Source organism: Streptomyces sp. NPDC054866 (assembly GCF_053610745.1).
Genome location: NZ_JBSGZA010000001.1, coordinates 667,909 through 688,497, shown reverse-complemented (window position 1 = coordinate 688,497; position 20,589 = coordinate 667,909). Strand labels below are relative to the sequence as shown.

Here is a 20,589-nt window from a genome sequence, read left to right as displayed (position 1 = left end):
CATGCAGTTCGGCCGCACCTACGAAGAGTTCACCGTCGGGGACGTCTACAAGCACTGGCCCGGAAAGACGGTCACGGAGTACGACGACCACCTCTTCTGCCTCCTGACGATGAACCACCACCCCCTCCACATGGACAGCAACTATGCGGAGCAGACGACGGACTTCGGTAAGAACGTCGTCGTGGGCAACTACATCTACTCGCTGCTTCTGGGCATGTCCGTGCCGGACGTCTCGGGCAAGGCGATCGCCAACCTGGAGGTCGAGTCGCTCAAGCACGTCGCGCCGACCTTCCACGGCGACACGATCTACGGCGAGACCACGGTCCTGGACAAGACTCCGTCGAAGTCCAAGTCGGACCGCGGGATCGTCTACGTGGAGACCAAGGGCTACAAGCAGGACGGCACGCTGGTCTGCGTGTTCCGCCGCAAGGTGATGGTCCCCACCGAGACGTACATCAAGGAGCGCGGCGGCGAGCAGCCCGGCCGCCCGGAGCTGAAGAGCCAGGAGAAGTAAGCGATGAGCCGACTCGCGCAGACCGCAGGTCTCACCGACATCCAGCAGGAGATCCTGTCCACGGTCCGGGACTTCGTCGACAAGGAGATCATTCCGGTCGCCACGGAGCTGGAGCACCGTGACGAGTACCCGCAGCAGATCGTGGACGGTCTCAAGGAGTTGGGCCTCTTCGGGCTCATGATCCCGGAGGAGTACGGCGGTCTGGGCGAGTCGCTGCTCACGTACGCGCTGTGCGTCGAGGAGATAGCGCGTGGCTGGATGTCGGTCTCCGGCATCATCAACACCCACTTCATCGTCGCCTACATGCTCAAGCAGCACGGGACCCAGGAGCAGAAGGACACCTTCCTGCCGCGCATGGCGGCCGGCGAGGTGCGCGGCGCGTTCTCCATGTCGGAGCCCGCGCTCGGCTCCGACGTGTCGGCGATCACGTCCAAGGGCGTCAAGGACGGCGACGAGTACGTCCTCAACGGTCAGAAGATGTGGCTGACCAACGGCGGGACGTCGACTCTGGTGGCCGTTCTGTGCCGGAGTGACGAAGGACACCCTGAGGGCACGGCGCCCCACAAGTCGATGACGACCTTCCTCGTCGAGAAGGAGCCCGGCTTCGGAGAGGTCCGACCCGGCCTCACCATCCCCGGCAAGATCGACAAGATGGGTTACAAGGGCGTCGACACGACCGAACTCATCATGGACGGACTGCGAATTCCGGCCAATCGCGTGCTCGGCGGGACCACCGGCCGCGGTTTTTACCAAATGATGGACGGCGTCGAAGTCGGCCGCGTGAATGTCGCGGCGCGTGGCTGCGGTGTTGCTCAGCGTGCATTTGAGCTCGGTGTCTCTTATGCCCAGCAGCGTCACACTTTCGGCAAGCCGATCGCTCAGCACCAGGCGATTCAGTTCAAGCTGGCCGAGATGGCTACCAAGGTCGAGGCCGCCCATGCGATGATGGTGAATGCAGCACGCAAAAAGGACTCCGGGGAACGAAACGACCTCGAAGCAGGGATGGCGAAGTACCTCGCCTCCGAATACTGCAAAGAAGTCGTAGAGGACGCGTTCCGGATTCATGGCGGTTACGGCTTCTCGAAGGAGTACGAGATCGAGCGCCTGTACCGTGAGGCTCCGATGCTGCTGATCGGCGAAGGTACCGCCGAGATCCAGAAAATGATCATTGGGCGCCGACTGCTCGAAGAGTATCGACTCCAGGGCTAGATGCCCGATTTGGTGCGGTTTCTTCGAGAAGAAGGTCACACCCTGTCAACACTCTTCGGCCGTCGACTCCGCTTCCTGGCTTGCCCAGTTGTGGCTCGCAACCGATACCATCCGGAAAAAGCCGCCGTCCCCCGTTCATGCGCGGCATCATCCGCTACGAAGGTCATCCATGCCCCACAGCCAAACCTCTGCACCACGCGACAGCCTCGCGGGCGTACGCCTTGCGCGCGGAGCATCGCCGTGGCTCCTGCCGACTGTCGCCACCGCGGCACTCAGCCTCGTCCGCGCGCGTCGCTCCAAGGGCGCCGCGGCCGTCGCTGTACCTGCTACCGCTCTGGCGGCGGGCATGCTGTGGTTCTTCCGCGACCCCGAGCGCGACATCGCCCAGGGCCGGGTCATCTCCCCGGCCGACGGCGTGGTGCAGAGCATCATGCCGTGGAAGGACGGGCGCACCCGCGTCGCGATCTTCATGAGCCCGCTGAACGTCCACGTCAACCGCGCGCCCCTCGCGGGCACGGTGACGTCCGTGGAGCACATCCCCGGCGGGTTCGTCCCGGCGTTCAACAAGGAGAGCGAGAACAACGAGCGCGTTGTCTGGCACTTCGACACCGAGCTCGGTGACATCGAGATGATCCAGATCGCGGGCGCGGTCGCGCGGCGCATCGTTCCTTACGTGCCGCAGGGCACGAAGGTGGAGCAAGGCGAACGGATCGGCCTGATCCGCTTCGGCTCCCGCGTCGACATCTATCTCCCCGAGGGTGTCGAAGTGGACGTCGAGGTCGGTCAGAAGACCGTGGCTGGGGTGACTCGAATTGACCGTGGTTGATCCTGAGACACAGGCGGGCTGGGTGCCCGAGGCGGCCGAGGACGAGGCCGACGAGGAGATGCCTCTCTCACTCCGCCTCTCGATAGCGGACACCCTCACGCTCGGTAACGCGACGTGCGGATTCATGGCGGTGTACTTCACCACCACCGGCATCCTCATCCCGCACCTCCAGGGCAGCAACGAGAGCGGCATGGCGCGGCACTCCGCCGCGACCGCCGTGATCCTGATGCTCTGCGCGGCCGTCTTCGACCTCTTCGACGGGCTCGTGGCGCGCAAGCTGCGGTCCTCGCCGATGGGTGCCGAGCTCGACAACCTCTCGGACCTGATCAGCTTCGGTCTGGCCCCCGCGTACTTCGTGCTCGTCTACGGCATGGTCGCCGACGACGCGCACCAGAGAGTGGCCGCGGTCGGAGCGATCGTGGTGCTGTTGGCGGTGGTGCTGCGGCTTGCGCGGTTCAGTTGCGTGACCGTGAAGGACGGCACCTTCCAGGGCATGCCATCGCCGTTCGGCGCGCTCACGGTCGTCTCGATCGTGCTCCTGGAGCTCCCCTTCTGGGCGACGCTCCTGGCGATCACCGGCACGGCGTGGCTCATGGTCAGCCGCGTCGAGTACCCCAAGCCGCGGGGTCCGCTCGCGGTGGCCATGCTGGCGTGGATCGTCGCGGCCATGGGGCTGCTCGCGGCCTGGGCGTTCGACGCTCCGGGCGGGCTGCTTCTCCTGCAGACCGGCTGCGCGCTCCAGGTCGTTCTCGGTGCGGTGATTCCCCTCTTCGCCACGGCGCGGAGGGTGAACAACTTCCGGGACAACCGGCGTGAGGCGCGGGCCGCGCAGCTGCCGTAGCGGCTTCTGTACGTTGCCAGAAGGGGCCCGAACCAATTGGTTCGGGCCCCTTCTGGCTGTTCAGGCGCTTGTCAGGCGCTTCCTCAGGCGCCGGGGGTGTACCCCTCGGCCGCCGCCGCGGCGCCCGGCTCCCTGGCGACCTTCATGCCGCCCGTCACGCTCTTGTCGGGACGCAGGATCACGCTCTCCTTCGACGAGGGCGCCTTGGGGTCGCTGAAGTCCTGGGTGACGCCGAAGCCCGTGTCGTAGGAGTCGATGGTCAGGAGCGCCTTGTCGACGCCGTCACGGGTGAGGTCCTTGCTCTCGCAGGCCTTCTTCAGTGCCTCGCCGAAGACGGACGCCGCGGTCCAGCCGGCCGTCACGCCGTTGTCCAGGGCGTCCTTCGGGTAGGCCTTCTTGTAGTCGGCGACCAGCTTCTTCGCCGCGGGGGTGTCCGCGCCGATCGGGAGGGTCGGCGAGGCCACGTAGTAGTTCTTCGCGAGGGCCGGGCCCGCCTGCGTGCCCAGGAGCTGGGGTGCGAACGCCGAGTTGTTGCCGATGATCGGGACCTCGAACTTGCCCGCCGCCGCGACACCCACCAGGGAGGCCGCCTGCCGGGGGCCCGCGCTGATGACGACGGCCTTCACGCCCGCCTTCTTCAGAGCCGCGACCTGCGCCGTCATATCGTTGTCGGTCGCCTTGATCTTCTGCTCCACGACGGTGAGGCCCGACTTCTTCGCCATGTACTGCGAGCCCTTCAGCGCGTTCTCGCCGTAGTCGCCCTCGAAGTAGACATGGCCGAGCTTGTCGCCCTTCTTGAGGCCCTTCTCCTTCATCAGGAAGTCGATCGCGTTGATCGTCTCCAGGTCGTACGTCGAGCCGACGACCCGGACGTACGGGCTGCCGAGCAGATTCGCCGACCAGGCCTGCGGCAGCACGAGCCCCTTGTTCCCGTCGACGCGCTGCTTGACCGCGGCGACGAACGGGGAGCCGATGAACTGGGCGAAGCCGAGCACGTCCGGCTCCAGCTCGGTGTACGCGGCGACCGCCTTCTGGGGGTCGTAGCCGTGGTCGCGGACGGTCAGCTTCAGCTTGCGGCCGCAGATGCCGCCGTCGGCGTTGACCTGCTTGACGTAGAGCTGCTGGGCCTGGGTGACGCTCTTGCCGAGGGTCGCGTAGACCCCGGTCATGTCGGTGAGCACACCGAGGTTGATCGTCTTGGCGGAGACGCCGACGCCGGACTTGATCCCGCCCGCGCCCTCCTTGTCGCCCTCGTCGTCCCCCGCCTTGGAGCTGCATCCCGCCACCGCGAGCAGCGCGGCGAGCGCCGTAGCCGTCGCGGTGACCCTTTTCGCCCTTGTCGACGTGCGTGAACTCATCGTTCCTCCCCTGATTCCCCTGAAGTTGAGCCGGACGTCGGCCTGGAGCGCCGGGCGGCGATGCTGGCCAGGCCGCCGGGCAGGAACAGCACCACCGCCACGACGGCGGCGCCGTACAGATACCGGGACGCCTCGCCCGGTGTGATCCCGCCACTGCCGGGGGCCGAGACCAGGGGCAGCGCGTCGCTGTACCGGGTCAGGAGCTGCGGCAGCAGGGACACCACGGCGGCGCCGGCCACCGCGCCCGCCACCGAGCCGAGGCCGCCGATGACGATCATGGCGAGGTATTCGAGGGACAGCGTCATACCGAAGTAGTCCGGCACGGTGCGCTGGAAGACGAGGGCGAGCAGGACCCCGGCGAGGCCCGCGTACATCGACGACAGGACGAAGACGCCCGCGCGGTAGCGGGCGACGGGCACCCCGATGACACCGGCGGCGATGCGGTGGTCGCGGATGGCGTTCATGGCGCGTCCGGGGCGCCCGCGCAGCACACCGCGGGCGAAGAGTCCGCAGCCGAGGAGGAGGACGAGCCCCGCGTACCAGAGCTTCTCCGACGCCCCGAACGGCACGGCGGCCACGACCATCTCGCTGTCGTCGAAGGTGATGCCGAAGACGCTCAGGGGCGGTACGTCGCGTCCGTTGGAGCCGCCCGTCAGGTCGTGGGCGTTGAAGAGCACGTGCTGCCCGATGAAGATGAGCGCGAGGGTCGCGATGCCGAGGTAGGCGCCGCGCAGGCGTCCCGCGATGGGGCTGAAGAGTCCGCCCGCGATCCCCGCGACGCCGACGGCCAGGGCGGCCGCGATCCAGGTGGGCAGGCCAAGGCCGGTCAGGCCGGTGTCTCCCCCCTCCCCCGCGAAGACGCAGTATCCGTACGCGCCGATCGCGAGGAAGAAGGCGTGGCCCATGGAGAGCTGGCCGGTCGCGCCGGTGAGGAGGTTGATGCCGATCGCGCCGATCGCGGCGGCCATGGCGAAGAGGCCCGCCTGGAGCCAGAACCGGTCGAGGTAGAAGGGCAGGGCGAGCAGGAGCACGGCGCCCGCGATCCATACGTACGTCCGGGGGCGGGTCAGTCTCGTACGGCCTCGGGAGCGCAGCTCCCGTCCACGGGCCAGGACCTCAGACACGGGCGAGCTCCTTCGTGCCGAAGAGTCCGGCGGGCCGGATGAGGAGGATGACGGTCATCACGAGGTAGGGCGCGAGGTCGCCCAATCCCCTTCCCAGGAAGGTGAGTTCGCTCTGGTACCCGGTGGCGAGGGATTCGGTGACCCCCACCACTAGGCCGCCGACGAGCGCGCCCGTGGTGGAGTCGAGGCCGCCGAGGATCGCGGCGGGGAAGGCCTTCAGCGCGGCGAGCGATGTGGCCCGTTCGAGCCCCGGGGTCGGGAAGACGGTGAGGAAGAGCGCCGCCACGGCGGCAAGGCCCCCGGCCACCGCCCAGGCGCCGAGCGAGACCCGGCCCAGGCGCACGCCCATCAGGGCCGCGGTCTCCGGGCTCTCCGCGGCGGCGCGCATCGCCACGCCCCAGGAGGTGTAGCGGAAGGCGAGCAGGAAGACGGTGATGAGGAGCGCGGCGGCGACGAACGCGGCGATCCGCGTGTGGGCGATGGAGACCGACCCGACGGTGAGCACCGAGTCGCCCCAGGGGTCGCCGAGGGAGAGAACGTCGGTGCCGAGGCGGCGGGTGAGTTCGGTGGTGAGCAGGATGTCGACGCCGATCGTGACGATGGCGAGGACGCTGTGGTCGGAGCCGCGATAGCGCCGCATGACGAGGAACTCGATGGCCGCGCCGACGACGGCGGCGCCCGCGATGCCGACGAGCAGCGCCGACCAGAAGCCGATGTCGTCGTGGAGGGTCGCGGTGATGTAGCCGCCGGCCAGGAGCAGTGAGGCGTGCGCGAAGTTCACGACTTCGGTGGCCCGGAAGATGACGACGAAGCCGAGGGCGATGAGGGCGTAGACGGACCCCATCGAGAGGCCGTTGAGGAGCAGCTCGACGAAGGTGTTCACGAGGTGGTCCCCTCCCCCAGGTACGCGCGCACGACCGCCGGGTCGTTCTGTACGTCGGCCGGGGCGCCGTCGGCTATCCGGCGCCCGAAGTCCAGTACGGTCACCGCGTCCGCGAGCCGCATCACCACCCCCATGTCGTGTTCCACCAGGACGATCGAGATTCCGAGGCTGTCGCGGACGCCCGCGATGACGGCGGCCGTGCGTTGCCGCTCGTCCGCGGTCATGCCCGCGACGGGTTCGTCGAGCAGGAGCAGCCGGGGCTCCATGCACAAGGCGCGGGCCAGCTCGGCGAGTTTCTGCTGCCCGTACGGCAATGAGCCTGCCGGGGCGTCGAGTTGATGCTCGATGCCGACGAACGCCGCTATCTCCCGCACCCGTTCACGGTGGGTTCGCTCCTCGCGCGCGGCCGACGGGAGCCGGAGTCCCGCGGCGAGGAATCCCGTGCGGGTGAGCCGGTGGCGGCCGAGCATCAGGCTGTCGGCGACCGTCGCGCGCGGCGGCAGGGCGAGGTTCTGGAAGATCCGCGCGACGCCGAGGTCGGCGATGCGGTGCGGAGGCATCGCCGTCAGCTCGTGCTCGCCGAAGCGGACGCTGCCGCCGGTGGCGCGGTACACGCCGGACAGGACGTTGAAGCAGGTGGACTTCCCCGCGCCGTTGGGCCCGATGACGGCGTGCACGGTGCCGGGCCTGACCGTGAAACTGACGGCGTCGAGAGCGGTGAGACCCGCGAAGCGCACGGTCAACTCCCGTACGTCCAGGGCGGGTACGTCTGGTTCCGGCGGGGTCGCTTCGGCTAGTTCCGGCGGGGTCGCGTCGGCTTGATGCGGCGGGGTTGCCTCGGCCGCCGAGTGGTCGTCGGTCATCGTCGGCCCTCCCATCGCCGCAGCACCGGCAGCGCGCTGACGCCGCGCGAGGCGTCGGCCGCGGCGGTCTCGTCGACCACGCCGAGGTAGCGGCGGCGTACCTCGTCGGACGCGGACAGCTCGTCCGCGGGACCCGCGAGTGCCACTTCGCCCACGTCCAGGACGTACGCACGCGATGCGAGGCGCAGGGCGAGCGCGGCGTTCTGCTCGACGAGGAGGACCGCGGTGCCCTGGGCGTTGATCTCCTGGATGGTGTCGGCGATGCGTGCCGCCATCAACGGGGCGAGGCCCAGGGAGGGTTCGTCCAGGAGCAGCAGCTTCGGTGACGCCATCAGCGCCCTGGCGACCGCGAGCATCTGCTGCTCGCCGCCGGAGAGGAGCCCGGCCCGCTGGCCCGCGCGCTCGGCGAGCACCGGGAAGAGTTCATGGACGCGCTCCAGGGCCCTGGCCTTCGCGGCCCTGCTTCCCGCGGAGCCGAGCGCGCCCGCCCGCAGGTTGTCGGCGACGGTCATCCGGGCGAACACCCTTCTTCCTTCCGGCACTTGGGACACTCCGGCGGCGACCACCCGGTCCGCGTGCAGTCCGTCGATGCGCCGCCCGCCGAAGTGGATGGAGCCGGTGGTGAGCGCCCCCCGGTGAAAGGCGAGGGTGCGTGAAATGGCGCGCAGGAGCGTCGACTTGCCCGCGCCGTTGCCGCCGAGCACGGCGACCACGGCGCCGTCCGGTACTTCGAGCGACACCTGGCGCAGTGCGCGCACCGGCCCGTACCCGACCGACGCATCCTGTACGACCAGCCCGGAACCACCCACCTGGGACCCCCTGTCCTCCGCGTGGCGCTCAGCCCAGCACCGCCGCGCCCGCCCGTCCACGGCCTGTGTCCGAATCGCTGCGGGTGACCAGCGGGACCGGCCGCCGGTTGTGCACGGGCACAACACCCCGTGTCAGGGGCCTGCCAGGGGTGGCCGAGCGGTGGCATCCTCCGCAGCACGGAGGCACGGCGGGCGGCGGCGACAGGGGGAAAAACCATGAGCGGGCGCAGGCCACGGACGGGCCACGACTGGAAGGTGCTCGAGGAGGCGTGCGTGGCGCTGAAGCCCCGCATTCCCGAGCTGGTGGACGAACACCTGCGCCAGCTCTTCGAGCACTCTCCGGTGTACGCGCGGGTGCTGCCGTACGACCAGCAGTGGCGGGAGGCGGAGGAGGCGGTGCGCATCGGCATCGAGACGATCTCGGCGCCGCGGGCGTCGCCGCGCCGCGATCTGGAGTACGCGGAGGAGGCCGGCCGGCGCCGGGCCCAGCAGGGTCTGCCGCTCGACCTGGTGGTGCACTCGTACCGCAACGCGGGCTATCTGGTCTGGGACTCGCTGCTCGAAGGCGCCGTGGGGCAGGACCCGGAGAAGCTCGCGGTCCTGATGCGGTCGGCGACGATGGTGTGGTCGGCGGTCGACGCGCAGGCGGCGGCCGCGTCCGACGCGTACCGGGCGACGGAGATGGAGCTGCGGCGCCGCACCGACGAGCAGCTTCAGGCACTGCTCGACGCGCTCCTGGAGGGCCAGTCCGCCCCCGGTCTCGCGTCACAGGTGGCCGCGGGGCTCGATCTGCCGGAGCGCGGGCCGTACGCCGTGGTGGTGCTGCGCGCCGAGCGGCGGGACGGGCGTGCCGCGTTCCACCGGCAGATCCAGCGGGCCGGGTTCCGTTTCGTCTGGCGGATGCGGACGGACCGGGAGGTGGGGGTGGTGGCGCTCGGCGAGGCGGAGGGCCTGGACGAGTTGGCGGCCGCGCTGGAGGGGCGGTGCCCCGGGCCGGGCGGCATCAGCCCCGTGGTGGCGGGACTCTCCGAACTGGGCCACGCGCGGCGCCTCGCCGAACTGGCGCTGCGTACGTGTCCGCCGGACGCGACCGGCATCGTACGGCTCGACCAGCGGATGCCGACGGCTCTGGTGGTGAGCCAGCCGGAGCTGGCGGGGCGCCTGGTGTCGGACGTCTTCGGAGAGCTGCTCGCCCTCGAACCGGCGGACCGGGCGGTGCTCCTGGAGACGCTGGACGCGTGGCTGCTGTGCGAGGGCTCGGCGGGGCGGGCCGCGGGGCGCCTGTACTGCCACCGGAACACGGTGTTCAACCGCTTGCGGCGCCTGGAACAACTGACGTCACGCTCACTGGCGCGCCCACGGGACCTGATGGAAATGACACTGGCCTTGGACGCGTACCGGCTGGCGCGGGGCTAGAGCGACGTGCCTCGCCCCGCGGCCAGGGGCACCGCAAATCACCGGCTCCGCCGAGCTCGTCCTCAAACGCCGGACGGGCTAAATCCCCTTCGCCCACCCGGCCCCGAAAGGGGCGCGTGGAACTGCGCGGCCAACCCCCACCGGCCCGCGGTGTCCCCCGACCCCGCCCCGCCCCGCGCAGCGCACCGCTCAGCTGAGGAAATCGCGGGCGATCCCCTCCGCCACCCTCTCCAAAATCGGCCCCGCCTCAGCAATGCACCGCGCCACATCCGGCTCCACGTCAGTAAGCGCGTACGCCCGACGGATACCCGCCTTACCCAGCGCCTCCGCCGGAAGAGCCAGGCGGCCGCAGACCGCCACCACCTCAACGCCCGCCGCGCGGCCCGCCGCCGCGACGCCCGCGGGGGCCTTGCCGTGCAGGGTCTGCTCGTCCAGCGAGCCCTCCCCCGTAATCACCAGCGACGCCCGCGCAAGCGCCGGTGCGAAGCCGAGGACGTCCAACATGACCTCGATCCCGGGGCGGAAGCTCGCGCCGAGCCCGACGAGGGCTCCGTAGCCGATGCCGCCCGCCGCTCCGGCTCCCGGAGACTCCGCGTACTCCAGAGCGGAGGAGCCCACCGACTCGGACAGCACCCGCGCGAAGTGCGCGAGGGCCGCGTCCAGCTCGGCGACGTCCTCCGGGCTCGCCCCCTTCTGCGGCCCATACACCGCCGGAGCGCCCTTCGGCCCGGTCAGCGGGTTGTCCACGTCGCTGGCCAGGACCAGGTCGACCGAGGCGAACCGCTTGTCGAGTCCGGACAGGTCGGCCGTGGCCAGCGAGGCCAGCGGCCCGCCCCCCGGCGCCACCGGCGCCCCGTCCGCGTCCAGGAAGACCGCGCCCAGCGCGGCCAGCATCCCGGCCCCGCCGTCCGTCGTGGCGCTGCCTCCGACGCCGAAGACGATGGTCCGCGCACCCGCGTCGAGCGCGGCGCGCAGCAGCTCCCCGGAGCCGTACGTCGTGGACGTGAGCGGCGCGAAGACGCCCTCGGGCAGCAGCTGGAGGCCCGAAGCCTCCGCCATCTCCACCACCGCGGTCCCGTCCCGCAGCGCGTACGCCGCGGTGACCTCGTCGCCGAGCGGCCCCGTCACCCGCACCTCACGGCGCTCGAAACCGGCCGCGACAGCCGCGGCGACCGTGCCGTCGCCACCGTCGGCCACCGGCAGGGCCTCTACCTCCACCTGCGGGGCGACACGCCGAAGCCCGGCCGTCACCCGCTCCGCGACCTGCACGGCCGTGAGTGAGCCCTTGAACTTGTCCGCGGCGATGAGCACATGCCCCGCCGTCCCAGCAGCGTCCGCCACCTTGCATCCCCTTGCTTTCCGGGCCTTGCTCGCGTCAAGGCAGTCGCGCCGCTGCGACCATAACCGGAGGAGGGGCCGCCTGCCCATGGCCGCCCGCATGTCGGAGGCTCCCGCTCCCTCCTTAAGTCACCGTAAAACGCCACATAGCGGGGCAGCCCGATCGCAGAAATGATCGATCAGCGACCTCCAAAGGCCCCGGCCCTGACCAGCGGCCGGGATCAGCCGCCCGTACGAGAACCAGACAACGTCTTACGCTCCGCGTCGAACCGGTCACATAGACCGCGCACAACCGCCCCGGATTCGGTAAACCGGACGCATGACCCCAGCGCATACGGAACTCGCCCACCGTGTCCTCGCCGACCGCGTACTCGGCGGCTGGATCGGGCGGATCGCGGGCAACATGCTCGGCAAACCCATCGAGCGGGGCGACTACTGGACGCGTGAGCGCATCGAGCGCTACCTGCGGCAGGCCGACGCGCTGCCGCTCACCGATTACCTGCCCGAACCCCCTTCCTGGGTCGAGGAGTTCCAGCTGCGGCCCGAGTGGCAGCAGTGCGTCCGCGGCAGGGTGCACGGCAGCTGCCGCGACGACGACGTGGACTACGCGATCCTCGGAATGCACCTCCTGGAGACGCACGGGTTCACGTTCAGCACCGAACAGGTCGGCGAGCTGTGGCTGCTGCGCCTCCCCTATCTGCAGACGTTCACCGCGGAGCGCGCCGCGTACCGGAATCTCGTGAACGGGCTCAAGCCGCCGCTCACCGCGACCTACGAGAACTCCTGCCAGGAGTGGATCGGCGCCCTCATCCGCGCAGACATCTTCGGCTGGACGAACCCCGGCGCCCCGCGCCGCGCGGCCGCCCTGGCCCGCCGCGACGCCGTGCTCTCGCACACCGGCAACGGCGTCTACGGAGCGATGTGGGCGGCGGCGCTCGTGTCGGCGGCCTTCTCGGCCGCGACACCGCGCGCCGCGCTCGACGCGGCCTTCGGCGTCATCCCTTCGAGCTGCCGGCTCGCCCGTACGGTGCGCCGGGTCGTCACGCTGCACGAGGCCGGGCTCAGCTGGGAGGAAACGCTGGCCACCACCGAGTCGGAGACCTCCGGGCTCGGCTGGATCCACGTGGTGCCGAACTCGGCCGTCCTGACCGCCGGACTCCTCTACGGCGACGGCGACTTCACCCGGACCATCGCCCTGACGGTGCGCGGCGGCCTCGACACCGACTCGAACGGCGCGACCGCCGGGTCCTTCGCCGGAGTGCTGTGCGGGGCCAAGGCAATCCCCGCTCAGTGGCAGGACCCTCTCGAAGACCGGGTGCGCAGCGCGGTGTTCGGTTTCGACGGGGCGCGGATCAGCGAACTCGCGGCACGGACCGTGGAGCTGTCTACCCTTTCCAAATGACCCTTCAGGACTACGCCACGTACATCGCGGGCCTCCCCCGCATCATCGCCGGGGCCGCCGCGCTCTTCCGGGACTCCGAGGGGCGGGTGCTGCTCGTCGAGCCCAACTACCGCGAGGGGTGGGCGCTGCCCGGCGGCACCGTCGAGTCGGACGGAGGCGAGACACCGCGGCAAGGGGCCCGCCGCGAGACCGCCGAGGAGATCGGTCTCGACGTCGAGCTGGGGGCGCTGCTCGCGGTGGACTGGGTGCGGGGCACGGCGCGGCCTCCGCTGGTCGCCTATCTCTACGACGGCGGGGTGCTCGACGACGACCAGCTGAAGTCGATCAGGCTCCAGGAGGAGGAACTGCTCTCCTGGCGCCTGGTGGCCCGCGAGGACCTTCCGGAGTTCCTGCCCCATGAGCTGGGGCTGCGGGTGGAGGCCGGGCTCGATGCGCTCGATGCGGGGACGGGGACCGTGGAGCTGGAGGACGGGCTGCGGGCCGGCTGAGCACCGCGTCCCGCCGAACCCCCACCTCGCGTTCTCAGAAGAGGGCACTCTCCTCGCGTGGCGCGGACGCTCCCTCGAAGGCCAACAGCCGCTGCTTGCGGTCGAGTCCGCCGCCGTAGCCGGTCAGGGAGCCGCCCGCGCCGATCACCCGGTGGCAGGGGACGATGACCCCGATCGGGTTCTTGCCGTTGGCCAGGCCGACCGCGCGTGAGGCGTTGGGCTTGCCCAGCATGGCCGCGAGCTCGCCGTACGTACGGGTCTCGCCGTACGGGATCAGCTGGAGCTGCTGCCAGACGGTGCGCTGGAAGGGCGTGCCGTCGAGGCGCATCGGCAGGTCGAACTCCGTCAACTCCCCCGCGAAGTACGCCTCCAGCTGGCTGATCGTCTCGCCGAACGGGCTCGCGTCGCGGTCACCGAAGGTCTCCTCGGGTGGGCGGTGGCGCTGCTCCGTCATGTAGAGGCCGCTGAGGACGCCGTCGGTGGCGACGAGGGTCAGGGGGCCGTAGGGGCTGTCGATGAGGGTGTGCTGGCGGTGCATGGGGCTTGTCCTCTCGGACCGGCGCTCAGGCCGGGATGGCGTTGATGGGGTGGGTGTCGGTGGCCCACAGGTACTGGACCGCGTACGCGCGCCAGGGGCGCCAGGCCGCGGCCCGAGCGGTGAGCGCCGCCGGGGTGTGCGGCAGGCCGAGTTCCTGTGCCGCGCGGCGGATCCCGAGGTCGGTGGGGAGGAAGGCGTCGGGGTCGCCGAGTGCCCGCATCGCGATGACCTCGACCGTCCAGGGGCCGAAGCCGGGCAGTTCGGTGAGCCGGGCGCGGGCCTCCTCCCAGCCGCTCTCCACGCCGAGCCGGAGTGATCCGTCGGCGAGGTGACGTACGAGCGTGGTCAGGGTGGCGCGGCGGCTGCGCGGCAGCGCGAGTGCCTCCGGGTCGAGCGCGGCCAGGGCTTCCGGCGCCGGGAAGAGGTGGGTGAGGCCGCCCTCGGGGTCGTGGACCGGTTCGCCGTGCGCGGTGACCAGGCGTGCGGCGTGGGTGCGGGCGGCGGCCGTGGAGACCTGCTGGCCCAGGACCGCGCGTACGGCGAACTCCGCCTCGTCGACCGTGCGCGGCACGCGGCGCCCCGGTGCCTTGGCCACGAGGGGTGCGAGCAGCGGGTCGGCGCTCAGCTGGCCGTCCACCGCGACCGGGTCCGCGTCCAGGTCGAGCATGCGGCGGCAGCGGCTGATGGCGATGGTGAGGTCGCGCATGTCGGTGAGGCTGAGGCGACAGGCGATGTGGTCCGGGGCGGGGCTGAGGGCGACGACTCCGTGGCCGTAGGGCAGGCGGAGGGTTCTGCGGTACGCCCCGTCGCGCCACTCCTCGACACCCGGTACGGCGGTGGCGATGAGGTGGCCGAAGAGGTTGTCGGGGTTGAGCGGGGCGCGGAAGGGGAGGCGGAGCGAGAGCGCGCCGGATGCCTTGGCGGGGGCCTTCGGAGCGCGGGCCCGCAGTTCGCCGGGGGCCAGGGCGAAGACTTCGCGGACGGTGTCGTTGAAGGTGCGGATCGAGGAGAAGCCCGCGGCGAAGGCGATCTCCGCCATGGGCAGGGGGGTCGTCTCGATGAGGAGGCGGGCGGTCTGGGCGCGCTGGGCCCTTGCCAGGGCGAGGGGTCCCGCGCCGAGTTCCGCGAGGAGCTGCCGTTCCACTTGGCGGGTGCTGTAGCCGAGGCGGTTCGCGAGGCCGGGTACGCCGTCGCGGTCGACGACTCCGTCCGCGATGAGCCGCATCGCGCGCGCCACGAGGTCGGCGCGCTGATTCCACTCGGGGGACCCCGGACTGCTGTCCGGCCGACACCGCTTACAGGCCCGGAAACCTTCCTGCTGGCAGGCTGCCGCGCTCGGGTAGAAGCTCATGTTCTCGGGCTTCGGGGGAACGACGGGGCAGCTGGGCCGACAGTAAATACGGGTGGTGAGCACGGCGGTGTAGAACCACCCATCGAACCGAGCATCCTTCGACTGCACGGCACGCACGCACCGCTCGGAGTCGGTGTGCATGCCGGGCGGGGCCAGGGCGGTGACGGTGACGGTGGTGGTTGCCATGCGTCAAGGATCGGGCATGGGGGGCGGGGGTGGCTGGCGAAAATCCGACATGGAGGTGGGAGCCGGGGCGGTGGCGGTGCGTGTGCGGGTGCGACAGGTGCCGGGTGCGGGCGCGTGGGGCGGCGGTTCCGGTTCGTCTGTGGGTGCGGGGCCGCGCCGGTATGTCCGTCCTCGCTATCGTCCGGTGGCCGCGGGGCTACTGCGGCACCGGAGCCTCCGGGAACCGTGCTCCGGGCAGACAAACCGGCACGTCCCCTCGCGAGCGCTGCCGACTGCAGGTGCGTGGGAGTCGGGCCCCCACGGCTGGGGCTCGCCGCCACCCACCGATCCCCCCCCCGCCCGTACATTCCCCACCCACCCCCCGCCCCGATGCAGCCCCCCCCGGCACCGCGGGGCAATCGGGCGGGTGGGTGGGAGAGCTTGTTCGGTCAGGGTGGTGCTGCGGGGTGAACGGGCGGGTGGGTGGGAGAGGCTCGTTCGTGCAGGGAAGGCTGCGGGGGGCCGGTACAGCCCCCGCCCCCGCTGCCGCCCAAGGCCCCTCACCGCACGCGAAGCCCCCGCCACACCGCCTTCGCCGCGTTGTGCCCCGACATGCCATGCACACCGGGCCCCGGCGGCGTCGCCGACGAGCAGATGAACACCGCCGGGTGCGCGGTGCCGTACGGAAAGAGGGAGATCTTGGGGCGCAGCAGCAGCTGGAGACCGCTGGCAGCGCCGCAGGCGATGTCACCGCCCACGTAGTTGGCATTGCGGGCGGCCAGCTCGGGCGGCCCCGCGGTGGCACGGGCGAGAACGCGGTCACGGAACCCCGGGGCGAAGCGCTCCAGTTGGCGCTCGATCACCTCGGTCAGATCGCCGTCCCAGCCGTTCGGCACATGGCCGTACGCCCAGAAGACATGCTTTCCCGCAGGCGCGCGGGAGGGGTCGACGAGGCTGGGCTGCACGGTAATCAGGAACGGCGGATCGGGCGCCCGGTTCTCGCGCGACGCGGCGTTCAGCGCGGCACTGATCTCGGCACTGCTGCCCCCGACCTGCACGGTGCCTGCCACCCGAGCCTCCTTCGCCGTCCACGGAACGGGCCCGTCGAGGGCGTAGTCGACCTTGAAGACGCTCGCGCCGTAGCGATAACGCTCATAGCTGCGCCCCAGGCCGGCGATCCGGGCGAGGGCGGTGGGCGAGGTGTCGAAGATGTACGCCCGCGCCGGCGGCAGGTCGTCGAGCCGCTTGACCTCGTAGTCCGTGTGGACCTCGCCGCCGAGGTCCTTCAGATACGCGGTGAGCGCGTCCGAGATCGACTGCGAACCGCCTCGGGCGACCGGCCAGCCACGGGCGTGCGCGGCCAGCGCGAAGACCATGCCGACGGCGCCGGTGGCGATCCCGCCGAGCGGTGCGATGACGTGGGCGACGAGCCCGGAGAACAGGGCGCGGGCCCGGTCGTCGCGGAAGCGCCGCATCAGCCAGGTGGAGGGGGGAAGGCCCGTGAGGCCGAAGCGCGCGAGGCCCACGGGGTCGCGCGGCAGCGCGGTCGACGGCAGTGCCATGAAGTCCCGCAGGAGGTCGTCCCACTTGCTGACGAAGGGGTCGACGAGCCTTCTGTACGCCCCCGCGTCGCGCGGCCCGAACGAGGCGGCGGTCTCGGCGACGGAGCGGGAGAGGACGGCGGCGCTGCCGTCCGTGAAGGGGTGCGCCATGGGCAGCTTCGGCTGGAGCCAGTCAAGGCCGTACCGGTCGAGGGGCATGGTGCGGAACACGGGCGAGTTGATGCCCAGCGGGTGCGCGGCGGAACAGGGGTCGTGCCGGAACCCGGGAAGCGTCAGCTCCTCGGTCCTCGCCCCGCCGCCGACGGTGTCCCTGGCCTCGAACACGGCCACCGAGAAGCCGCGGCGGGCCAGCTCGACGGCAGCGGTCAGACCGTTCGGTCCCGCCCCCACGATGACGGCATCAAGCATCGACGGCACCTTCGGACTCCTTTGTCAGCCGATGGCCACTGCCGCCCAGGATAGGCCGGGCCACCGACAGTGCCGTGGGCGCGGGTAGCCTCTGACGAGTGACGTACTGGTTGCACCGCGCTGACGCGGACTCCGACGACTGGTTCGAGACGGGGCAGGACGGGATTCCCGTACGTCAGGCGTCCTTCACCGACCCGCACGGCCCGGCTGCGGACCCGCACAGCCCGGCTTCCGTGGCGGCCTCGCGCGACGAACTGGCCTGGGTCCACGACAAGTTCGAGCCGCTGGGAGCACAGCTGTACGAGGTGAGGTACGGCGCACTCGCGAACGGCCCCGTCACCACCGGGGAGCCGGTGTCCGAGGCGGAGTTCGAGACGGCGTGGCAGCGTGCCCGCCACAGCCGGAACACGACGGCACCGGAAACGGGCGGCCCGCTCCCCCGAGGGACCCGCCTCACCGGCACGGTCAGCGTGCTGCCGTGGGGCCCGGGGCGTACCGGGCTCTTCGTCGACCTGGGGCTGCCGCTCGTCGGCTTCGTGGACATAGGCCACCTCCTGCTCGCCCCTGAGGACTGGCCGGAGGTCGGCACCGTCACCGAGTTCGAGGTCACCACCGTGCGCTTCAGTCTGGAGCCGCCGCGCAGTGCCCCGCAGATCAGGCTGCGGCCGACAGCAACTCCACCACCCGGTCGACCGTGGCGGCATCCCGTCCTGCCGTGAACGGCAGGGCGTTCCCGCCCTCGATCCGGAAGGGCTCACCGGCGACGGTCAGATTGCCGCCTCCGGCCTCGGCCACGAGCAGCAGCCCCGCCGCGTGGTCCCAGGCGAGCTCCCAGGAGAAGGCGACCGCGTCCAACTCCCCCCTGGCGATGGCCAGATACTCCAGTCCCGCCGAGCCGCAGGGCCGCGGCGCGACGCCCTCCACGCGCAGGCCGTGCAGCGCGCGCTTCTGCTCGGTCGTGGTGAAGTCCGGGTGCGAGGTGGCCACTTCGATGACCTCTCCCGGTGAACCGGCCACCAGCCGCTCCCCGTCGAGCCAGGCGCCCTTGCCGCGCACGGCGACCGCCATCTCGTCGAGCGCCGGGGCGTACGTCCAGGAGGCGAGCACCTCGCCGCGCCACGCCAGCGCGATCAGCATGCAGAATCCGGGGTCGCCGTGCACGAACTGCCGCGTGCCGTCGACCGGGTCGACGATCCACACCGCCGCGTCGGTGCGTATCGCCTCGTACGTCGAGGGGTCCGCGTGCACCGCTTCTTCTCCCACGACCACGGAGCCCGGGAGCAGCGTGGTCAGTGCCGCCGTCAGCTGCTCCTCGGCGAGGCGGTCGGCCACGGTCACGAGGTCGTGCGGGCCGCTCTTCTGGACGACATCATCCTCGGCGAGCTGCCGGAACCGCGGCATGACCTCGGTCGCGGCAGCCTTGCGGAGGGCTTCTTCGACGTCGGGGACGCCACGTACAAGAAAGTCTTCGATCGCTTCGATCATGCATCCATGAGAGCACGCCCGACTGACAATCCGTACGGCTCGGGAGAAGGGGGCATGGATTCGAGATGAATCCCACGTGACCTGGCCTCCGGGCCCGGCCGCAGCGGCCTCACCTGCACGAACAGTCCCGTGGGGAAATGCCGCGTCCCCCCAACGGACATATGGTGCATTTAGTGGTGTACCACCCACAGGTGTCGAAAGGGTCACTCCATGCATCCCTCCCTCAACCCGGCCGTACTGGCCGGGCTGCGCCGGCCGCGCCCCTATCCCGCCGTCACGGTCCTGCTGCCGACCCACCGCAGGGAGCCGGACAACGCCCAGGATCCCGTGCGGCTGCGCAACCTCGTCTCCGAGGCCAAGGAGCACCTGAAGTCCGACCCGGCCGTTGCCAGGGAGCAGCGGATCGACGTGGCCGCGCAGCTGGACCGGGCGGTGGCGGAGATCGACCTCGTGCACGCCGAGGACGGGCTCGCCGTCTTCGCCGCCCCCGGGGAGCACCAGGTGTGGTCGCTCGCCAGGACGGTGCCGTCGCGCGTGGTGCTCTCGGACACCTTCCTGACCCGCAACGTCGTCGCGGCCCAGACCGCCGAGCGCCCGTACTGGGTCCTCGCCGTATCGGCCGACCGCGTCTCCCTGTGGAGCGGCACCCCGGAGCGGGTCGTCGAGCACACGGCGGACGGCTTCCCCCTGACCCGGAGCCTCGACGACCCCGACGCCGAGCGCAAGGAGCGGATCGGCGACCTGCCGAGCACCTTCCGCGACGAGCACACCCGCAAGTTCCTGCGCGAGGGGGACCAGGCCGCGGCCCGCGTGCTGCACTCCCATCCGCGCCCCCTGTTCGTGGCCGGGGAGGCCGCCGCGCTCTCCCTCCTCGACGACGTCGGCACGGTCACCAAGGAGGCCACGCGGGTGCCGCACGGCGGCCTCGCGCACGGCCCTGCGGACACACTCTGGCAGGCGGTACGCCCCTTCCTCGCCACCCGCGAGAAGGACGAACTCGACTCCGTGGTACGTGAGTTGGAGTTGGCGCAGGGGCGGCGCCATTACGCGGCCGGGCTCGACGAGGTCTGGCAGAACGTGACGACGGACCGGGTCCGCCTCCTCGCCGTGGAGGACACCTACCAGGCGACCGTGCGCGACAACGGCGGCCATCTCGTACCGGCCGACGGCGACGATCTCGACGCGGTGGACGACGTCGTGGACGACATCGTCGAGCGGGCCCTGGACACCGGCGCGCAGGTCCGCTTCGTACCCGAAGGCACGCTCAGCGACCGGGGCCGTATCGCCTGCGCCCTGCGCTACTGACACCGCCCCCCATCACAGAGATCAGGAAATCAGGACAGAGATCAGGGAAAGGACCGCCCCGAATGAACCCCATGCCGCCCCGCGGGCCCGCGGTGTCCGCCGCCCTCACGCTCGCCGCCACGGTGACGGCCGCCGCGGCCCTCGTCTCGTGCGGCACCGACAGCGACGCCCCGTCGTCAGAGGGCAGCGAGACGGTCAGCGCGCGGCCGACCGCTCCCGACGCGTCGTCCTTCTCGGAGAAGACCGCGTCGCCGCTGAAGTCGCAGGCCTCGGAGGCCGCCGAGTCAGCCCGCGCATCAGCCTCCGAGGCGGAGGCCTCCGCGTCGAAGCGCGCTGACGAGTTCGAGGCGTCCGTGTCCGCCGACACGGAACGGGCCAATCAGGCCGCCGAGAAAGCCCTGAAGGGCGTCGAAGGGCGGGGCAACGCGATGTCCGACGTCTCCATGACGGGCAAACCGCGCTCCGAGACCGGCGGTGTGCTCGCCTCCGTGGTGACCTTCACCAACAGGACCGACAAGACGGCGGACTTCGCCGTGCAGGTCGATTTCGTGGACTCCTCGGGCAAGACCGTGGAGACGCGCTACATCGGTACGGAGAACCTCGAACCGGGCAAGCGGGCCCAGCGGTACGCCATCAGCCACGAGCCCCCGGAGCCGAAGCTCTCCGCGAAACTGGTCAAGGCCCAGCGGTACTAGCCCCTCGGA

20 protein-coding genes and 1 pseudogene are annotated in these 20,589 nt (G+C 71.0%); 10 read left to right on the top strand and 11 right to left on the bottom strand.

The features are described 5' to 3' along the window. The first annotated feature begins 1 nt into the window (after position 1). From ACWGI2_RS02925 to pssA, 4 genes are all read left to right on the top strand, one after another. Positions 2-514 carry a MaoC family dehydratase gene (locus ACWGI2_RS02925; RefSeq protein ID WP_453693389.1) on the top strand — a complete coding sequence of 171 codons (513 nt, stop codon included), beginning with the start codon at positions 2-4 and terminating at the stop codon, positions 512-514. A gap of 3 nt (positions 515-517) precedes the next feature. After that, positions 518-1,723 (top strand): acyl-CoA dehydrogenase family protein, encoded by a 1,206-nt coding sequence (locus ACWGI2_RS02920; RefSeq protein WP_453693387.1) that lies wholly within the window; start codon positions 518-520, stop codon positions 1,721-1,723. A gap of 169 nt (positions 1,724-1,892) precedes the next feature. Further along, entirely contained in the window at positions 1,893-2,549 is a 657-nt protein-coding gene (locus ACWGI2_RS02915; RefSeq protein ID WP_453394357.1) for a phosphatidylserine decarboxylase, read from the top strand. Further along, positions 2,536-3,390: a CDP-diacylglycerol--serine O-phosphatidyltransferase gene (gene pssA, locus ACWGI2_RS02910; RefSeq protein WP_160508244.1), complete on the top strand. Its 855-nt coding sequence runs from the start codon at positions 2,536-2,538 to the stop codon at positions 3,388-3,390. The genes ACWGI2_RS02915 and pssA overlap by 14 nt, the downstream gene beginning before the upstream one ends. An 83-nt stretch (positions 3,391-3,473) precedes the next feature. Here pssA and ACWGI2_RS02905 read toward each other — a convergent pair whose 3' ends face one another. From ACWGI2_RS02905 to ACWGI2_RS02880, 6 genes and pseudogenes are all read right to left on the bottom strand, one after another. Further along, entirely contained in the window at positions 3,474-4,748 is a 1,275-nt protein-coding gene (locus tag ACWGI2_RS02905) for an ABC transporter substrate-binding protein (RefSeq protein ID WP_453693385.1), read from the bottom strand. After that, complete coding sequence (locus ACWGI2_RS02900) at positions 4,745-5,872, bottom strand: branched-chain amino acid ABC transporter permease (RefSeq protein ID WP_453693383.1); 1,128 nt, start codon at positions 5,870-5,872, stop codon at positions 4,745-4,747. The genes ACWGI2_RS02905 and ACWGI2_RS02900 overlap by 4 nt, the downstream gene beginning before the upstream one ends. Beyond that, the gene (locus ACWGI2_RS02895; RefSeq protein WP_453693381.1) at positions 5,865-6,755 is read right to left on the bottom strand and encodes a branched-chain amino acid ABC transporter permease; all 891 of its coding nucleotides are present in this window, start codon (positions 6,753-6,755) and stop codon (positions 5,865-5,867) included. The genes ACWGI2_RS02900 and ACWGI2_RS02895 overlap by 8 nt, the downstream gene beginning before the upstream one ends. Beyond that, on the bottom strand, positions 6,752-6,877 hold the full coding sequence (locus tag ACWGI2_RS02890; protein WP_453694638.1) for an ABC transporter ATP-binding protein C-terminal domain-containing protein: 126 nt from the start codon (positions 6,875-6,877) through the stop codon (positions 6,752-6,754). The genes ACWGI2_RS02895 and ACWGI2_RS02890 overlap by 4 nt, the downstream gene beginning before the upstream one ends. Positions 6,878-6,994: 117 nt before the next feature. Then, positions 6,995-7,507 (bottom strand): annotated as a pseudogene (locus tag ACWGI2_RS02885) (ABC transporter ATP-binding protein); the annotation flags it as partial. Positions 7,508-7,614: 107 nt separating this feature from the next. After that, positions 7,615-8,427 (bottom strand): ABC transporter ATP-binding protein, encoded by an 813-nt coding sequence (locus ACWGI2_RS02880; RefSeq protein WP_453693379.1) that lies wholly within the window; start codon positions 8,425-8,427, stop codon positions 7,615-7,617. Positions 8,428-8,643: 216 nt separating this feature from the next. Here ACWGI2_RS02880 and ACWGI2_RS02875 point away from each other — a divergent pair, with 216 nt between their 5' ends. Beyond that, on the top strand, positions 8,644-9,843 hold the full coding sequence (locus ACWGI2_RS02875) for a PucR family transcriptional regulator (protein WP_453693377.1): 1,200 nt from the start codon (positions 8,644-8,646) through the stop codon (positions 9,841-9,843). Between the two features lie 189 nt (positions 9,844-10,032). Here ACWGI2_RS02875 and ACWGI2_RS02870 read toward each other — a convergent pair whose 3' ends face one another. Then, positions 10,033-11,184: a glycerate kinase gene (locus ACWGI2_RS02870; protein ID WP_453693375.1), complete on the bottom strand. Its 1,152-nt coding sequence runs from the start codon at positions 11,182-11,184 to the stop codon at positions 10,033-10,035. 316 nt (positions 11,185-11,500) lie between these two features. Between ACWGI2_RS02870 and ACWGI2_RS02865 the strand changes: the two genes are divergently transcribed. After that, positions 11,501-12,583, top strand: a complete 1,083-nt coding sequence (locus tag ACWGI2_RS02865) for an ADP-ribosylglycohydrolase family protein (RefSeq protein ID WP_453394348.1) — start codon at positions 11,501-11,503, stop codon at positions 12,581-12,583. Then, complete coding sequence (locus tag ACWGI2_RS02860; RefSeq protein WP_453693373.1) at positions 12,580-13,071, top strand: NUDIX domain-containing protein; 492 nt, start codon at positions 12,580-12,582, stop codon at positions 13,069-13,071. Before ACWGI2_RS02865 ends, ACWGI2_RS02860 begins: the two co-directional genes overlap by 4 nt. 34 nt (positions 13,072-13,105) lie before the next feature. On the opposite strand, the gene ACWGI2_RS02855 is transcribed toward ACWGI2_RS02860, so the two are convergent. The 3 genes from ACWGI2_RS02855 to ACWGI2_RS02845 all read right to left on the bottom strand — a co-directional run bounded on the left by ACWGI2_RS02855 (position 13,106) and on the right by ACWGI2_RS02845 (position 17,095). Then, positions 13,106-13,609: a methylated-DNA--[protein]-cysteine S-methyltransferase gene (locus tag ACWGI2_RS02855; RefSeq protein ID WP_453693371.1), complete on the bottom strand. Its 504-nt coding sequence runs from the start codon at positions 13,607-13,609 to the stop codon at positions 13,106-13,108. 25 nt (positions 13,610-13,634) lie between these two features. Continuing rightward, positions 13,635-15,101 (bottom strand): AlkA N-terminal domain-containing protein, encoded by a 1,467-nt coding sequence (locus ACWGI2_RS02850; protein ID WP_453694637.1) that lies wholly within the window; start codon positions 15,099-15,101, stop codon positions 13,635-13,637. A 584-nt stretch (positions 15,102-15,685) separates the two neighbouring features. After that, positions 15,686-17,095 carry a phytoene desaturase family protein gene (locus ACWGI2_RS02845; RefSeq protein ID WP_453694636.1) on the bottom strand — a complete coding sequence of 470 codons (1,410 nt, stop codon included), beginning with the start codon at positions 17,093-17,095 and terminating at the stop codon, positions 15,686-15,688. 98 nt (positions 17,096-17,193) lie between these two features. Here ACWGI2_RS02845 and ACWGI2_RS02840 point away from each other — a divergent pair, with 98 nt between their 5' ends. Then, positions 17,194-17,814, top strand: coding sequence for a hypothetical protein (locus ACWGI2_RS02840; RefSeq protein WP_453693369.1), 621 nt, complete (start codon positions 17,194-17,196; stop codon positions 17,812-17,814). On the opposite strand, the gene ACWGI2_RS02835 is transcribed toward ACWGI2_RS02840, so the two are convergent. Continuing rightward, positions 17,750-18,580 (bottom strand): inositol monophosphatase family protein, encoded by an 831-nt coding sequence (locus tag ACWGI2_RS02835; RefSeq protein WP_453693367.1) that lies wholly within the window; start codon positions 18,578-18,580, stop codon positions 17,750-17,752. The genes ACWGI2_RS02840 and ACWGI2_RS02835 overlap by 65 nt on opposite strands. Before the next feature lie 210 nt (positions 18,581-18,790). Here ACWGI2_RS02835 and ACWGI2_RS02830 point away from each other — a divergent pair, with 210 nt between their 5' ends. Both ACWGI2_RS02830 and ACWGI2_RS02825 read left to right on the top strand, forming a co-directional pair. Next, positions 18,791-19,885, top strand: coding sequence for a baeRF3 domain-containing protein (locus ACWGI2_RS02830; protein WP_453693365.1), 1,095 nt, complete (start codon positions 18,791-18,793; stop codon positions 19,883-19,885). A 62-nt stretch (positions 19,886-19,947) separates the two neighbouring features. Beyond that, positions 19,948-20,580, top strand: a complete 633-nt coding sequence (locus ACWGI2_RS02825; protein WP_453693363.1) for a hypothetical protein — start codon at positions 19,948-19,950, stop codon at positions 20,578-20,580. The last annotated feature ends 9 nt before the right edge of the window (positions 20,581-20,589 follow it).

Coding starts and splice junctions, on each gene's coding strand:
- ACWGI2_RS02925 (WP_453693389.1), top strand. CDS start 2: ATGCAGTTCGGCCGCACCTACGAAGAGTTCACCGTCGGGGACGTCTAC.
- ACWGI2_RS02920 (WP_453693387.1), top strand. CDS start 518: ATGAGCCGACTCGCGCAGACCGCAGGTCTCACCGACATCCAGCAGGAG.
- ACWGI2_RS02915 (WP_453394357.1), top strand. CDS start 1,893: ATGCCCCACAGCCAAACCTCTGCACCACGCGACAGCCTCGCGGGCGTA.
- ACWGI2_RS02905 (WP_453693385.1), bottom strand. CDS start 4,748: ATGAGTTCACGCACGTCGACAAGGGCGAAAAGGGTCACCGCGACGGCT.
- ACWGI2_RS02890 (WP_453694638.1), bottom strand. CDS start 6,877: ATGCGGCTCGCGGACGCGGTGACCGTACTGGACTTCGGGCGCCGGATA.
- ACWGI2_RS02875 (WP_453693377.1), top strand. CDS start 8,644: ATGAGCGGGCGCAGGCCACGGACGGGCCACGACTGGAAGGTGCTCGAG.
- ACWGI2_RS02865 (WP_453394348.1), top strand. CDS start 11,501: ATGACCCCAGCGCATACGGAACTCGCCCACCGTGTCCTCGCCGACCGC.
- ACWGI2_RS02860 (WP_453693373.1), top strand. CDS start 12,580: ATGACCCTTCAGGACTACGCCACGTACATCGCGGGCCTCCCCCGCATC.
- ACWGI2_RS02855 (WP_453693371.1), bottom strand. CDS start 13,609: ATGCACCGCCAGCACACCCTCATCGACAGCCCCTACGGCCCCCTGACC.
- ACWGI2_RS02850 (WP_453694637.1), bottom strand. CDS start 15,101: ATGCACACCGACTCCGAGCGGTGCGTGCGTGCCGTGCAGTCGAAGGAT.
- ACWGI2_RS02845 (WP_453694636.1), bottom strand. CDS start 17,095: ATGCTTGATGCCGTCATCGTGGGGGCGGGACCGAACGGTCTGACCGCT.
- ACWGI2_RS02835 (WP_453693367.1), bottom strand. CDS start 18,580: ATGATCGAAGCGATCGAAGACTTTCTTGTACGTGGCGTCCCCGACGTC.
- ACWGI2_RS02830 (WP_453693365.1), top strand. CDS start 18,791: ATGCATCCCTCCCTCAACCCGGCCGTACTGGCCGGGCTGCGCCGGCCG.
- ACWGI2_RS02825 (WP_453693363.1), top strand. CDS start 19,948: ATGAACCCCATGCCGCCCCGCGGGCCCGCGGTGTCCGCCGCCCTCACG.